General features: G+C 64.1%; 10 protein-coding genes. 4 read left to right on the top strand and 6 right to left on the bottom strand.

The features are described from left to right. Nucleotides 1-119: 119 nt before the first annotated feature. A complete protein-coding gene (locus tag GOB94_RS09890; protein ID WP_182275767.1) occupies nt 120-2,138 on the bottom strand; it encodes a cytochrome c in 2,019 nt (672 codons plus the stop codon). Next, nucleotides 2,135-2,761: a redoxin domain-containing protein gene (locus GOB94_RS09885; RefSeq protein WP_182275766.1), complete on the bottom strand. Its 627-nt coding sequence runs from the start codon at nt 2,759-2,761 to the stop codon at nt 2,135-2,137. Before GOB94_RS09885 ends, GOB94_RS09890 begins: the two co-directional genes overlap by 4 nt. 81 nt (nt 2,762-2,842) lie before the next feature. Between GOB94_RS09885 and GOB94_RS09880 the strand changes: the two genes are divergently transcribed. From GOB94_RS09880 to GOB94_RS09865, 4 genes are all read left to right on the top strand, one after another. Next, nucleotides 2,843-3,178 (top strand): zinc ribbon domain-containing protein, encoded by a 336-nt coding sequence (locus GOB94_RS09880; protein WP_182275765.1) that lies wholly within the window; start codon nt 2,843-2,845, stop codon nt 3,176-3,178. Nucleotides 3,179-3,284: 106 nt separating this feature from the next. After that, entirely contained in the window at nt 3,285-3,527 is a 243-nt protein-coding gene (locus tag GOB94_RS09875; RefSeq protein ID WP_255483825.1) for a hypothetical protein, read from the top strand. A 119-nt stretch (nt 3,528-3,646) separates the two neighbouring features. Continuing rightward, entirely contained in the window at nt 3,647-4,699 is a 1,053-nt protein-coding gene (moaA, locus tag GOB94_RS09870; protein ID WP_182275764.1) for a GTP 3',8-cyclase MoaA, read from the top strand. 146 nt (nt 4,700-4,845) lie between these two features. Then, complete coding sequence (locus tag GOB94_RS09865; protein ID WP_182275763.1) at nt 4,846-5,964, top strand: sensor domain-containing diguanylate cyclase; 1,119 nt, start codon at nt 4,846-4,848, stop codon at nt 5,962-5,964. Here the strand turns inward: GOB94_RS09865 and GOB94_RS09860 are convergent. The 4 genes from GOB94_RS09860 to mfd all read right to left on the bottom strand — a co-directional run bounded on the left by GOB94_RS09860 (nt 5,961) and on the right by mfd (nt 14,100). After that, nucleotides 5,961-7,034, bottom strand: coding sequence for a hypothetical protein (locus tag GOB94_RS09860; RefSeq protein ID WP_255483824.1), 1,074 nt, complete (start codon nt 7,032-7,034; stop codon nt 5,961-5,963). The two genes, GOB94_RS09865 and GOB94_RS09860, sit on opposite strands and share 4 nt — an antisense overlap. Nucleotides 7,035-7,055: 21 nt before the next feature. Next, nucleotides 7,056-7,934 carry a UTP--glucose-1-phosphate uridylyltransferase GalU gene (galU, locus tag GOB94_RS09855; RefSeq protein WP_182275762.1) on the bottom strand — a complete coding sequence of 293 codons (879 nt, stop codon included), beginning with the start codon at nt 7,932-7,934 and terminating at the stop codon, nt 7,056-7,058. Between the two features lie 122 nt (nt 7,935-8,056). Next, nucleotides 8,057-9,856 (bottom strand): DUF885 domain-containing protein, encoded by a 1,800-nt coding sequence (locus tag GOB94_RS09850; protein WP_346265616.1) that lies wholly within the window; start codon nt 9,854-9,856, stop codon nt 8,057-8,059. A 386-nt stretch (nt 9,857-10,242) separates the two neighbouring features. Next, a complete protein-coding gene (gene mfd, locus GOB94_RS09845; RefSeq protein ID WP_182275761.1) occupies nt 10,243-14,100 on the bottom strand; it encodes a transcription-repair coupling factor in 3,858 nt (1,285 codons plus the stop codon). Between the last annotated feature and the right edge of the window lie 7 nt (nt 14,101-14,107).

Below are 14,107 nucleotides of genomic sequence, written 5' to 3'. Positions count from 1 at the left end.
AGAGAATCTGAACTGGCGCGCGAGCATTCCCTCCGTGGCTAAAGCCACACTGACTTCGGGACTTTACGGCGGGACTGAAGTCCCGCCCCTTCAAAGCAGGACACTTGTTCAGAGCTTCCTTAGAGCTTGCTGAGGTTGTTGCGGGCGGCTTCCAGGGTGGGGTCGAGCTGGAGGGCGCGCTGGAAGTCTAGTTTTGCGGCGGTGCGGTTGCCGAGTTCGGCCTCCATGACACCGAGGTCGCTCCAGTCGCTGGCGGCCTGCTGGCCGGTGGCGGGGTCGAGGGCGACGGCGGCCTTCTGCTCGCGGATGGCGTCGGGCTGCTGGCCCATCTGGGCGTAGACCTGGGCGAGCGCGCGGTGCGGTTCGGGGTCCATGGGCGCGAGCTTCTGCCATGCCTGGAGGTGATCGACGGCTTTGGCGAGGAGGCCTTCGGTGGCGTAGGTGAGCGCGAGCAGGCGCTGCGATTGCGCGTCGGCGGGGTGCGCGGTGGTAATGGTGGTGAGGAGGTGTTCGGCTTCGGCGAGCTTGTTTGGCTGTGTTTCGGCGTGCTGGAGGTCGAGGGCGGCGAGGTCGAAGGAGGCGTCGGTGTAGGTGGGGTCTTGGGCTATGGCGGTGCGGAGCTGCTGCTGCGCGGACTGCCAGTCGCCTGCGGCGGCGGTGGCGGCGGCGAGCGAGGTCATGGTGCGGACGTCGTCGGGGCGCTGGGCGAGCAGGCGGCGGTAGAGGACCTTGGCCTGCGTGTTGTTGCCTTCGGCGGTTTCGAGCGCGGCCATGTTGTAGAGCGCGATGGCGTCGTCAGGGCTCTTGCGGAGGCGGTTCTCCATCCAGGCGCGTTCGAGGGCGAGGCGCGGGTCAGGCTGGCCTTCGGCGGGTGGGTCAGGGAGGACCTGCAGCCAGAGGTGGGCCATCTCGTCGACACTGCGGTTGCCTGCCTTGACGCGGATGGGGGGCGAGTTGGGGTTGTGAATGTTGGCGGCGGTGTTGTCGTAGGTGTAGCGCATGTGCAGCACGGTGCCGGCGGGCAGGTGCAGTGGGGCGGCGAGGCGGTAGACGCTCTGGCGGTCAATGTCCCAGCTGGGGATGAGGATGAGGTCGCGACGGGTGCCGTCAGGCAGCTCTGCCCAGCCTTCGAGGCGCTTGCCGAGGTAGTGCGCATGCGGGTAGATGCCGAGGACCGAGACGGCTACGGGGAGCTTGAGGTAGTCCTGCACGACGAAGTCGGGGTCGTTGGGTGGGATGTTGAGATCGGCGTCGTCTTCGAGTTGGAGGAGCATCGGGTGCTGCGTGGCGGGTTTGTCCGTGAAGTAAAGCGCAATGCGGGCGCGGACGGTCTCCGGCTTGCCGGTGGGCTTGAGGTGCAGGTTGAGGACGAGGTCGTCGCCGGGATCGAGGCGCCAGGGCATGGTGGGCGGCTCGACGAGGGCGGTGGAGTCGGGCTTCCAGAAGAGGAAGTGGGAGTCGGGGTCGAAGTCGTCACCGGAGTCGACCATGATGTCCATGCCGGGGATGCCCTGCTGCCAGGTGGCGGGGTGCTGGCGGCGGAGGGATTCGGTGCGGTCGAGGATGAGGTTGGCGTGGTGGACGACATTGGTGTCGCCGGGCTTGATCTCCATGGCGCGGACCCAGCGGCGCTGTGTGATGCCGGTGGGGAGGATGACGTTCATGTAGAGGTCCTGCCCGGAGGCGGGAACGTGTAGCGGCGTGGACATGGTGAGGACGAGATCGGGCGGGCCGAGCGTCCACTCGCTGGAGTAGACGGGCGCTGCGGGGGCGTGGCCGGAGCCTTCGGGCGAGCCGGCGAGGACCCACTGCTTGATGGCGGCGACTTCTGCGTCGGACATGCGGCGGTTGTCGGCGAAGTTGCCGTGGCCGGGTGCGGGGAGCCAGGGCGGCATGTAGCGGCTTTGCGTGACGTCGAGCATCTGCGGGGCCCAGCGTTTGGCTTGCGCGTAGGTGGTGAGGTCAAACGGCGCAGAGCCGCCGGTGTGGTGGCAGGCGGTGCAGTTTTTGTAGACGATGGGTGCGATCTGGCCGCGCCAAGTGATGAGATCGTGCTCGCGTGGGGTGAGGGTGGTCGCAGGCTGCTGGGCGGCGAGTGGGGCCGCGAGAAGCAGCGCAAGGAGGAGACGCGCGTTCACTGCTGGCTGCCACCCATCTGCGTGCGGCCCATGCTCTCAGAGTTCATGAGTGGGGCCTTGGGGTTGATGATGGCGCAGCCGACGGGTGTGCCGACGGCAGGCTGGACGGGTTTGCCGCTGAGGAGTTCAGAAACAGCCTGCTCCGCGAAGTGTTGCGTGGCTTGCGGGCGGGCGAGGCCGAGACGGACGTAACGGTCGTCAATACGGCCGGCGTAGACGGTCTTCCAGGCGGAGCCGCGGGGGATGAGCACTACTGCCTCCGGTGTGACGCGGGCGTGGGTGAGCGCGACGAGCGAGCCGGTGGGGTCGAGGATGGTGTTGGAGCCGGTGTTGTAGGAGAGTGCGTGGTTGCGGACGCCGGCGAGGGTCTCTGTGGTGTTGGGGTAGACGAACCAGAAGGCAACGCCTCGGGAGCGGAACTCGTTGCGAACGCGCAGCATCTCCGGCAGGGTGCGGTTAGAGACGGGGCAGTCGGTGGCTATGAAGTAGAGGACGACCGCTTTGCTGCCCGCGGGGGCGAGCGTTGCGAGGGGATGGCCGTCGAGGCGCGTGCCGTAGGACTGGGCGGGGGCGCTGAGTGCACCGCCGAGAAGGCACGCCGCGAGAAGGATGCGGGATCGCATGGCGCGATTGTAGGCCGGGGCGGAAATGGCTGTACAGAAGCAGGGGTGGGTGGCTGTGGCGGGTAGCTGTATTCTAGAGACATGCCGCTTTATGAGTATGAGTGCACGGCGTGCCATCGCCGGCTTGAGAAGATCCAGAAGTTTTCCGACCCTGAGCTGACAGAGTGTCCGCACTGCGGGGGCAAACTGGAGCGCACGATCACGGCGCCGTCGTTCCAGTTCGCGGGTGGCGGGTGGTACAAGGACCTTTACTCCTCCGCAAAGCCTGCGGGGGGCGAGGGCAAGTCCGATAGCAAGCCTGCCGCTTCCGGCGACAGCGGCTCGTCCGCGCCTGCAACGACAGCGCCGGCAGCGGCACCGGCGGCAGCTCCGGCGAGCGCACCAACCGCTTCCAGTTCGGGTGCGTCTAAGCCTTAATCGTATCGGCCTGAGACCTGTTGCCGAAGTGGTAATGGGCTGCTTCAACTTTCGAGGCATTGCTGCCGATACCCAACTCGATTGCGGGTGAGATATGATTTCGGCTATGAAGGTGTCACGTTCGCTCCGCAAACTCGGTGACCAGATTGGCGACCTGACGGAAAGCCGGGAGAGCCACGTGTTGCGCACGGTGGGCTGGGTCTCGGCCGGCCTGACGGCCCTTGCCCTGGGCGTGATCGTTGGCCGTGAGATTCGCCAACGGTATAAGTTCAACCGCCGCACGCCGTATGACTTCTATGCGCACTCCGGCGACCAGATCCAGGACGTCGACTTCGGCGTAGGGATTTAGGCCACAACCCACAAACAGCGAGCAGGAGATGGTGACGGCACGTAGGTGTGTCCGCACTGCTCCTGCTTTTTGAGTTCTGTAGAGCAGCGAGCTGCATCCAATCGTCGTACCCTTGAACTATGGGCCTTACACTTCCCATCCTCGAGACCGCACCGCCGACAGAGATAGCAGGCGAGGAGCGGCTACGCGACAGCCATGGGCGATACATTACCGACCTGCGGCTTTCCGTGACCGACCGGTGCAACTACCGGTGCGTGTACTGCCGGACGGGTAACGATGGCGCGCAGTACAGCGAGCTGCCGCTGGAAGAGTATGCGCGGCTGCTGAGGATCTTCGTTTCGCTGGGCATTGAGAAGATACGCCTGACAGGCGGCGAGCCACTGCTGCGTGCCGGGCTGCTGGACCTGATCCGCGAGACGGCGACACTGCGCAGCCCATTTACAACGGAGCCCCTGGACATCGCGCTGACGACGAACGGGCACCTGCTGGCTCCGATGGCGCAGGACCTGAAGGATGCCGGGCTGTCGCGGATCACGATCAGCATGGATGCCGTGGATGCGGAGACGTTTGCGCGGATTACGCGGGTGCCGGGAAGCTTTGAGCGCGTGCAGGCGGGCATCCGCGCGGCGCAGAAGGCCGGGCTGGGGCCGATCAAGATCAACTGCGTACTTCTACGGGGATTCAACGAGGGGCAGATTGAAGCCTTTGCGGAGTTCAGCCGACGCGAGGGCGTGATCGTGCGGTTTATCGAGTTTATGCCGCTGGAGGAAGACCGTACCTGGACACCCGAGACCGTGGTGCCGATGGCGGAGATTGTTGCGCGATTGAACAACGTGCGGCCGCTGGTGGCGCTGCCGCCGAACAATCCTTCAGAGACGGCGCGGCGATTTACGTTCGATGACGGGCTGGGAGAGATCGGCATCATCGCGCCGGTATCGCAGCCGTTCTGCGGGCATTGCAGCCGCGTGCGACTGACGAGCGATGGCAAGGTGCGGACGTGCCTGTTTTCCCAATTCGACCACGACCTGATTGGTCCCATGCGGCGAGGTGCGAACGATGTGGAATTGCGTTCACGGATACGCAGTATGATCGAACGCAAGGAGGCGCGCCATCACATCGGCGAGCCGGAGTTCCTGAAACCTTCGCGCAGCATGGTACATATCGGCGGCTGAGCACTGCGCGACCTCCCGTACGACCCAGCTCCACAGCATGAAACCCTGTACGCCTGCGCTGCATTTCACCGGTACGGTTTAGCTGTTTGTCTGCGTTGACCGTGAGGTCCCGGGACACTCGCACCCCCATTTCTCCTGGACGTGCCGTGAGAGAGAAGCGCCAGATCGAGTCCATCGACTCCCGCCAGCTGGAGAGTCTGCGTGTGTTTCACGAGGTTGCGAGCGCGCTGACCTCCAGCCTGAAACTGGAAGACCTGCTGCGCACGATCATGGCGCAGATGGAAGACTTCTTCGGGCCGGAGCAGTGGTCGCTGCTGCTGCTGGACGAGGACGCAAAGGAGCTGCGCTATGCGCTGTCAGCGGGGATTGACGAAGAGCTGCTGAAGGATGTGCGGCTGCCGCTGGGCGAAGGCATTGCGGGGTATGTGGCGGAGTCGGGCGACCCGCTGGTGGTGCCGGACGTGTCCGTTGACCCGGACTGGAGCCAGTATGCGGCGGCGCACCCGGAGCTGCACCTGCAGTCGATTGCATGCCTGCCGATCTTGCACGGCAACCGCACGCTGGCCGTGCTGCAGCTACATAATTCGAAGCTTGACCTTCTGCCAGACTCGTCGATCTCGTTTCTGCGTGTGCTGTGCGACTACACGGCGATTGCGCTGGAGAATGCGCGGCATGTGAAGCTGATCCACCACCTGACCATCACGGACGACTGCACAGGACTGTTCAACGCACGCTGCCTCTATGACATGCTGGAAGCGGAGATCAAGGCAAGCACGAACGGCGGCAAGCGCGTGGTGCCGATCAACCTGCAGCACTTCTCGCTGCTGTTTCTGGACCTGGACCACTTCAAGAGCATCAACGATACGCATGGGCACCTGATCGGGTCGCGGCTGCTGGCGGAGATTGGCGGCGTGATCAAGCGCACAATCGGTCCGGAGCATGTGGCGTTCCGCTATGGTGGCGACGAGTTCGTGTGTCTGCTGCGGGAGCTGGACAAGCCTGCTGCTTTGGAACTCGCCAAGGCGCTGCACACTGCGCTGGCAACGACGCCCTTCCTTGCATCGTCGGGCATGAACATCGCGATCACCGGCAGCTTTGGGCTGGCGACGTTTCCGCAGGACGGCGGCACGCTGCAGGATATTGTGCGTAGCGCGGACACGATGATGTACAAGGCCAAGGCCGAGGGGCGAAACCGCATCTCGGTGGCCGATTCGTCGAAGCCGATCACGGACATCGCTCCGATCAAGGGGTCGAGACACACCTAAGGCTTGCGGCGGGTGAGTGTCGCGGGGCGGCGGGTCTCCGGGCGGATGGCCTCGACGTTCTCTTTCGCGCCGGAGTGGACGCCGAAGTCCCACACGTTCAGGTTGAGCTCATGGCCGCTGACGACCTCGACGAGCGCGTACTCGCCGAAGTCGAGTGGGCGCGTGGGAGTGAGCTTGAGCCAGTGGCCGCCGGGGAGGTCCTGCTCGCGGGTCTCGATGATGTCCGGCTGCCGACGGCCGGAGTTGAGCCAGTCGATCTTGAAGCTGTCGAGGATGCGGGAGTATTGCATGGCGTCGAGACGCTCGATGACGTAGGCGCTGCCAGCGTCGCCGCCGGACGGGGTTTCGCGCCCGGTTGCGCCGTGGGTGTCGACGGTGAAACCGCCGCCGGTGTCGGGCAGGTCGTTGCCGACACGGACGAAGAAAACAGGATCAGGTACGTGCAGCTGGACGTCGGCCTGCGGGCGCTGGAGCTCCAATATCTGGTGTGGCGAGGAGTGCGGGTTGATCACCTGCTTGAGCACGGCGTGCGCTGTTTCGGGGTTGAGATCGGTGTTGTATTGCGGGACGGGGACGAGCTCAGGCGTGCCCTCGAAGGTGTCCATGACGACGACGCTGAGCTCCTGCGGGAGCTCCAGGTTGGGCGCAACCTCCGGCGAGTAGGCGGCACGATCGGCCTCTTCTTTTGCAAGCTCGGGGCTGAGAACGGGGCGGTCGTCCTGCTGAGGTGCAGGGACGCCTTCGACTTGCTGGTGGTACCAGGCGAGCGTGGCGGGCATGTCGACGAGCTTGAGCGGCACCTCTTCGAGCTCGCCGTTGCGTTCCGCGCTGCGGTATTCGACGACGTTGCCGTTGACCTTATAGCTGAGGACCAGCTGATAGGTGCCGTTCCTGAGGATGAGGCGCGTGCGCTGGTGGTCGACGGTGGCGGCGGGGTCCTGCGCGTCAAGGGGCCTGCGCTGGGCGTCAAGCTGCGTGGGGATCGCCAACGCAACGCTCAGCATGATGCCTAGAGTGAGGCCACGGTATCGCATCCACCACCCACCGGAAGAGGGGTCCTGTTCCAACATCTGCTCCTTGCCTGGCTGCGGCTAGAAGTTCCTGGTCCTGAGCCACTCGCGGAACGCCGGGCCGAGGTCGTCGCGCTCGAGGGCGAAATCGACCGTGGCTTTGAGGAAGCCGAACTTGTCACCGGCGTCGTGACGTGTGCCCTTGAAGCGGTAACCGTACACCTTCTCATACTGAATGAGGGCCTTGATCGCGTCAGTGAGCTGCAGCTCGCCGCCAGCGCCTGGCTTGAGCTCCTCAAGCAACTGAAAGATGCGCGGGGTGAGGATGTAGCGGCCGATGATGGCGTTCTGGCTGGGTGCGTCCTGCGGCTTGGGCTTTTCGACCATGTCGGTGACGCGCAGCAGGCGCGGGTCGTCAGCGTCGACGGTGCATTCGAGGCAGCCGTAGTTCTGGATGGCGTCGCCTTCGACGATCTCCGAGCCGAGGATGGAGGACTGCGTCTTCTCGAACGCGCAGACCATCTGCTTCATGCAGGGCTCGCCGTGGGTGACGACGTCGTCGGGCAGGATGACGCAGAAGGGCTCGTCGCCGACGATCTCCTTTGCCTGGAGGACGGCGTGGCCGAGACCGAGAGGCTCGGACTGGCGCGTGACGACGATGCGTGCGAGGCGGGTGACCTCACGCACGGCTTCGAGCAGCTCGAGCTTCCCGCGGCGCTCTAACGAGGCCTCGAGCTCAGGGGCGCGGTCGAAGTGGTCCTCCATGGTGACCTTGCCGCGGCCGGTGATGAGGATGACCTCGTCGCAGCCGGCGGCGACGGCCTCTTCGACGCCATACTGCAGCAGCGGCTTGTCGACCAGGGGCAACATCTCCTTGGGCATCACTTTGGTTGCGGGCAGAAAACGAGTGCCCATGCCCGCTGCGGGTATGACTGCTTTGCGGATCTTCATTCCTGCCATCGGTCTGCCTGTCTCTCACATCCTGTTCCGCATGTGCGGAACATCTCTCTTTATGCATCGCAGCGAGGTCGATTGGAACGCATCGCAGCGTGCACCGTCAAACCCCGTATGCCGACGGCTCTTTACAACACGGGGCTGTTATCGTGCAGCATGGCTTTACGCACGATCTTCATCGGTGCCGGGCCCTGCCGCATATATTCGTCGTGGAAGCGCTGCAGGTTGAACGCCGCGCCCTCCTTCTTCATCATGTCAGCGCGCAGCTTCATGATCTCCAACTTGCCCAGCGTGTAGTACAGGTACAGCGCGTCGCTGGTGCCGCGCTTGGTCTCCATCTCGCCGATGGCGCGTGACTGATAGCCCTGGTTGACGAAGAAGTCGATGGCCTGCTCCGTGGTCAAGGCGCCACCAACACCTGTATGCAGTCTGATGCCGACAATGAAGCGCGCGTCACGCAACAGGGCATCCTGCAGCTGGCCGAGGCGGATGAGCCGGGCCTGGCGCACACCCTCCTTGTCGTCCGGTGAGGCGGGCTGCGCGTAGCCTTCGTCGAGCATCATCTGCTCGCAGTAGTGCGCCCAGCCTTCAATGGCGGAGTTGACGCCGAGCATCTGACGCACCTTGGAGGGAAACTGGTCCTGCCAGAGGAACTGCACGTAGTGGCCGGGATAGGCCTCATGCACGCTGGTGGAGACGATGGTGCCAACATTGAAGGCGGCCATGTGCTCGGCGATACGCTCGGCTGACCAGTCCTTCTCCGGCAGCGTGACGTTGAAGTAGGCGCGCTTGGAGTGCGTCTCAAAGGGACCCGGCGGGTCCATGGAGGCCTGCGTGGTGGCGCGCATGAACGGCGGCGTCTCTTCGAGCACGGGCTGCACGTCGCTGGGGATGGTGATGATGTGCTTTGCGCGGATGAAGGCGATCTCGGAGTCGAAGCGGTCGTGGAAGGCCTGGAGAAGCTTGTCCGGCGCGGGGTGGATGGTGGCCAACTCGGCGAGCTCCTGCTGCGGCGTCTTGCTGGGGTCGATCTCTTTGGCGACGCGAGCGAACTCGGCCTGGTTCTTGTGCAGGTCGTTCAGGCCGATCTGCAGCAGATGGTCGAGCGGGATGTCGACGTCCTCGTCGTAGAGCAGCGCCTTCTGGAAGGTGTCGGCGCCGTAGCGGAAGTCGCCGTTGGAGCGCGCGAGCAGGTCGGATTTCATCCAGGCGCCGTAGCTCTTGAGGGCATCGACGACTGCGGCGTTGGTCTTGGCGAAGTCGGCTTTGGCCTCGGCGTCGGTGGCGTCCTTGAAGGCTTCGGGGACGTCGTTCTGGAAGAAGCTGACGTCGCCGTCGATCTGTTCGAGGGCGATCTCGGTGTAAATGTGGGGTGGGTTTTTGAGGTTCTTGCGGGCCTCAAGCAGCGCCTGCGGGATGAGCCGCTCGCGCTCGACGGCCGCGCGCAGGCGGATGTTCACCGGCGCATAGGGGCGCTCCATGAGCACGAAGATGGAGTTGGTGACGCCGCTGGAGTAGCTGTCGGGGTTCTTCTCCCAGCTGCGAATCGTCTCAAGCTCGAGCAACTGGCCGCGGATGTGGCCGAGCAGCATCTCGTAGTCGCCGGCGGGCGTGGCGTCGAGCGCGGAGGGGTCGATCTGCTCGAGCTTCTTCTCCATCTCATGCAGTGCCGCAACCTCATGCTCCACACCGGCAGCGGAGTAGTCCTCAAGCTGGGTGTCGTACTGGTGCAGGCCGGCGGAGGTGCCGGAGGTGGGTGAGTACTTGAAGTAGATGTTGTCGAAGTACTGGTCGACAAGGAAGTTGAAGGTCTGTCCGGCGCCATCGGCCGAGAGATGCTGCGCCCGCACGGCAGCAGTGCCTGCCATCATCATGATCCCAAACCCCGCGATACCGATCCGCGACCTCAACAACTTCAGTTCAAGCAAGCCCGTTCCCTCCGATGCTGAGTTCCATTGTAGCCAGCTATGGTGCTGGGGAACTTGTGGGAGTGTCGGCCATAGCCTGACTATGCGGCAGCCTGAAGGTGATGAGGATGACCAGCCCCGACCAGCCTACCTAGAGGACACCGTAGGCCTTGCGGTCGCGTAATCCAGAACCAAAGCGCAATGGGAAAGGTGACCAGCGACTTCATCTTGGGCTGGCTCACTTTGGCCAGCTCTTGGGACGAAGCCTGGCAAAGGGGCAGCAGGAGCAGCGCATATGCCAGAACTGTCTTCATGCACGTGAGTGGTAGTCACGTGATTTTGTTTACACAAGAGTTATCTTTCGTATCGGGCAAGGTATCGCGGAAATTACTTACGAGAACGATGCTTTAATGCACACTTAGCAGTTCAAGCAGCTCGCGGGTCTCGGTGAGGACGACGTCGGCCTGAGCGCTGGAGAGTGGCCATTTGAGCACTCCCTGAGGAGTGAACTGCGCACCGTTCTTCGCATTTTTGGCTACTATTTTCATCAACATACCAGCGTTGATGCCCTTGCCTTCCTCGGCGGGGGCGGCGTGCAGTTTTTCGCTGAAGGTGACGTAGAGCATCTCGCGCATGGGCTTAATGACGACGGGCTTGCCGAGCGGAGCGTTGGCCGGACGGACTGCGGCGGTCTCGCGGAGGGCGCGGGTGGCGTTGGACTCCGGCCGGTTGAGCGCGGCTCGGCTGGAGAACTGGAGGTTGGCGGTCTGCGGAGCCTGGCCGTGGCGTCCCCAGAGCGGCGCGGGAGGTTTGGGCGCGGTACCCGCCTGCCACTGGCGCACGTAGGGTGCGGCGGCAGGTTTAGGTGGCACAGGCTTCTGCGGCGCGGCCTTTTTTGGATCTTCGATGGCAGTACGCTTGCGCTCGATCTGCGCGATGCCTAGGCGCTCGCAGGTGAGGCGAATCTCGGCGGCGGAGAGCAGGTGCAGGACGCTCTCTGGCGGCTTGCCGTAGCGGTCTTCGAGCTCGGCGCGGACCTCGGTGAGGACGGCGGAGTTCTCTGCCCCGGCGATGCGCTTGTACATGCGCAGGCGCTGGCCCTCCTCGGGAATGTAGTCGCCGTCGATGCGGAGGCTGATGCCGAGGTTGACGGTGACCTGCGGGCGCTCTTCGCGGCCCTCACCCTTGAGCTTACCGACCGCCTCTTCAAGCATCGTCGTGTACATCTCAAAACCGATGGCTTCGATGTGGCCGGACTGCTCGCCACCGAGCATGTTGCCCGCGCCGCGCAGCTCGAGGTCGAGTGCGGCGATCTTGAAGCCGGCGCCGAGGTCGGAGAACTCTTTGAGCGCAGCGAGGCGACGGCGGGCGATGTCGGTGAGCTGCTGCTCCGGTGGGATAAGCAGATAGGCATACGCACGGCGGTTGCTGCGGCCCACGCGGCCACGGAGTTGGTACAGCTCCGAAAGGCCGTGGCGGTCGGCGCGGTTGATGATGATGGTGTTCGCGCGCGGAATGTCGAGGCCGTTTTCGATGATGCTGGTGGCGCAGAGCACGTCGTACTCGCCATCCATGAAGGCGAGCATGGTGCGCTCGAGCTCGGCTTCGGGCATCTGACCGTGTGCGACGACGACGCGCGCCTGCGGGACGAGCTCGCGGATCTTTGAGGCCAGCTCGTAGATGGTCTCGACGCGGTTGTGGACGAAGTAGACCTGCCCGCCGCGTTCGAGTTCTACCTCGACGGCTGTGCGGATGAGCTTCTCATCGAACTTGGCGACGATGGTCTGGATCGCCATGCGGTCCTTGGGCGGCGTCTCGATGACACTCATGTCACGCAGGCCGACGAGCGACATGTTCAGTGTGCGTGGGATCGGAGTCGCGGACATGCTCAACACATCAATGGCCGCGCGCATCTGCTTGAGGCGCTCCTTATGGCGCACGCCGAAGCGCTGCTCTTCATCCACCACGAGCAGGCCGAGGTCCTGAAACTTGAGCCCCTGACCGAGCAGCGCGTGTGTGCCAATGAGGATGTCGACCTTGCCCTGTTCGCAGCGCTCCATCACGTCCTTCTTCTCCTTCGCGGTGCGGAAGCGGGAGAGCATCTCGACCACGATGGGGAACTTGGACATGCGGCGTTTGAAGCTTTCGAAGTGCTGGAAGCAGAGGACCGTCGTCGGCGTGAGAACCGCGACCTGCTTGCCGTCCTGCACGGCCTTGAAGGCGGCGCGCATGGCGACCTCGGTCTTGCCGTAGCCCACATCGCCGCAGAGCAGGCGGTCCATGGGCTGCGTGGTCTCCATGTCGGCCTTGATGTCTTTAATTGCGTTGAGCTGGTCTTCGGTCTCGTTGAAGTCGAAGGCATCTTCGAACTCGCGCATCATGTTGTTGTCAGGCGAAAAGGCGTAGCCCTGTGCGGCCTTGCGCTGCGCGTAGAGCTTCAGGAGCTCTTCGGCCATGTCCTGCATGGCCTTCTTGACGCGTGCCTTGGTCTTGGCCCACGCGGGATTGCCGAGCCGGTTGAGCTGCGGCGCGGGGCCGGTCTCCGTGCTGCGGTACTTCTGGATGAGATCGAGGCGCGTGAGCGGGACGTAGAGTTTGGCATCCTCGGCGAAGGTGAGGATCATCAACTCGAGTGATGATCCATCAGGCTGATCAATCGTCCGAAGGCCGTCGTAGCGCGCGATGCCGTGCTCGACGTGGACGACGTAGTCACCGATGGCGAGGTCGCGGAAGTCGGAGACGAAAGCTGAGGTCTTGGACTTGCGGCGCGCGGGGCGAGCGTTGACATCGGCGTCATCACTGATGTCATTCGCACCGACGATGATGACCTGCCGCGCGGTACGGCGGTCGATATCGAGCACCTGTACGCCGTTGGCAACGGCAGCACGCACGATAACCGGCGTGCGCAGGTCACCTGCAAGATAGCTGGACTCCGAGTACACGCTCGCCGATGTGCCCTGCTCCACGCGCGAGCCGATGCGGTAGGGCACGCCGTACTCCTGCATGAGCCCTGCGAGTCGCTCGACTTCGCCCTGGTTGGGCGCGACGATGAGCACACGCGCTTCGCTTTCGATCCATAGCTTCAACTGGTCGATGAGCGCGGGGATGGAGCCGTGGAAGCGCATGGTAGGGCGCGTGGCGAACTCGATCTCGCTGGCGTCGCTGCGGTCGCCGTCGAGCACGTCCACTGCACCGATCTGGTCGAGGTCGCAGCCGCTGTAGAAGCGGACTTGGTCCTGCAGCTCCCACGGCGAAAGATAGAGGTCGCCGGGGCCGACTAGTGAGCCGATGCCCGCGCGCTCGTGGCGCTGCTCGACCTTGTTCCACCAGCGCTCGCCCTGGTTCGCGACCATCGCAGGCTCTTCGACGAAGACGCGTGTGTGTTTGCCCATCAGCTCCAGCAGTGAGGATTTCGCGCCGGCGACGGCGGCATAAAACTCCCAGCCAGGGAAGATGGTGGCAGCGGTTTCAACGTCGGCGATCTCTTCGACAGTCTTCTTGGTGAGGCGTGCGTGGATGGCGCGCAGTGTGGCCTCGGTCGCGGGCGTTTCAGTGAGCGGCAGCAGCAGGACCTCGTCGATACTGCTGCTGGAGCGCTGCGTTTCGGGGTCGAAGCGGCGGATGGATTCGATCTCGTCGCCGAAGAAGTCGATGCGGACGGGACGCTCCATCTCCGGGCCATAGATGTCGAGGATGCCGCCGCGAATGGTGACCTGGCCGGGCATCTCGACGACGTCGACGCGGGTGTAGCCGACCTGGATCAGGTGCTCGACGAGCATGTCGGGCATATGCTCTTCGCCGACGCGCAGGTGTAGCGCGAGCGCCGCGTAGTAGTCGCGGCCGAAGAGGCGCATGCAGGCGGCTTCGACGGGCGCGATGACGACCTTCGCGGAGCCGCTGGCGAGCTTCCACAACGCGGCGGCACGCTGCTCTTGAATCTCTCCGTGCGGCGAGAGGTTTTCAAACGGCAGCACATCGTGCGCAGGCAGGCGGAGCACCTCGTCGGGCTTGAGCGCGGCGGTGAGCTCGCAGGCCGCGAGCAACGTGGTGTGCAACGCTTCGGCGGCCTTGTTGTCCGCAACAATAACTAACGCTGGAGCTTGCGCGGCGCGGACGAAGTAGGGTAGATAGAGCGCGCGGGCCGTTGCGGTGAGTCCAGACACACGTCGCCGCCCCGTGCCGCCCGCCAGGTGGCGACGCACACGCTCAAAGGAAGCGGAGGACTCCAGGTCCGCCATCAGTTCGCGGACGAAGGGAAGAATCATGCAGAGT

Origin of the sequence: Granulicella sp. 5B5, assembly GCF_014083945.1 — a bacterium.
Classification (GTDB): domain Bacteria; phylum Acidobacteriota; class Terriglobia; order Terriglobales; family Acidobacteriaceae; genus Granulicella.
Note: the sequence above shows the minus strand (reverse complement) of the source record. Positions and strands in the feature narration are given on the sequence as shown.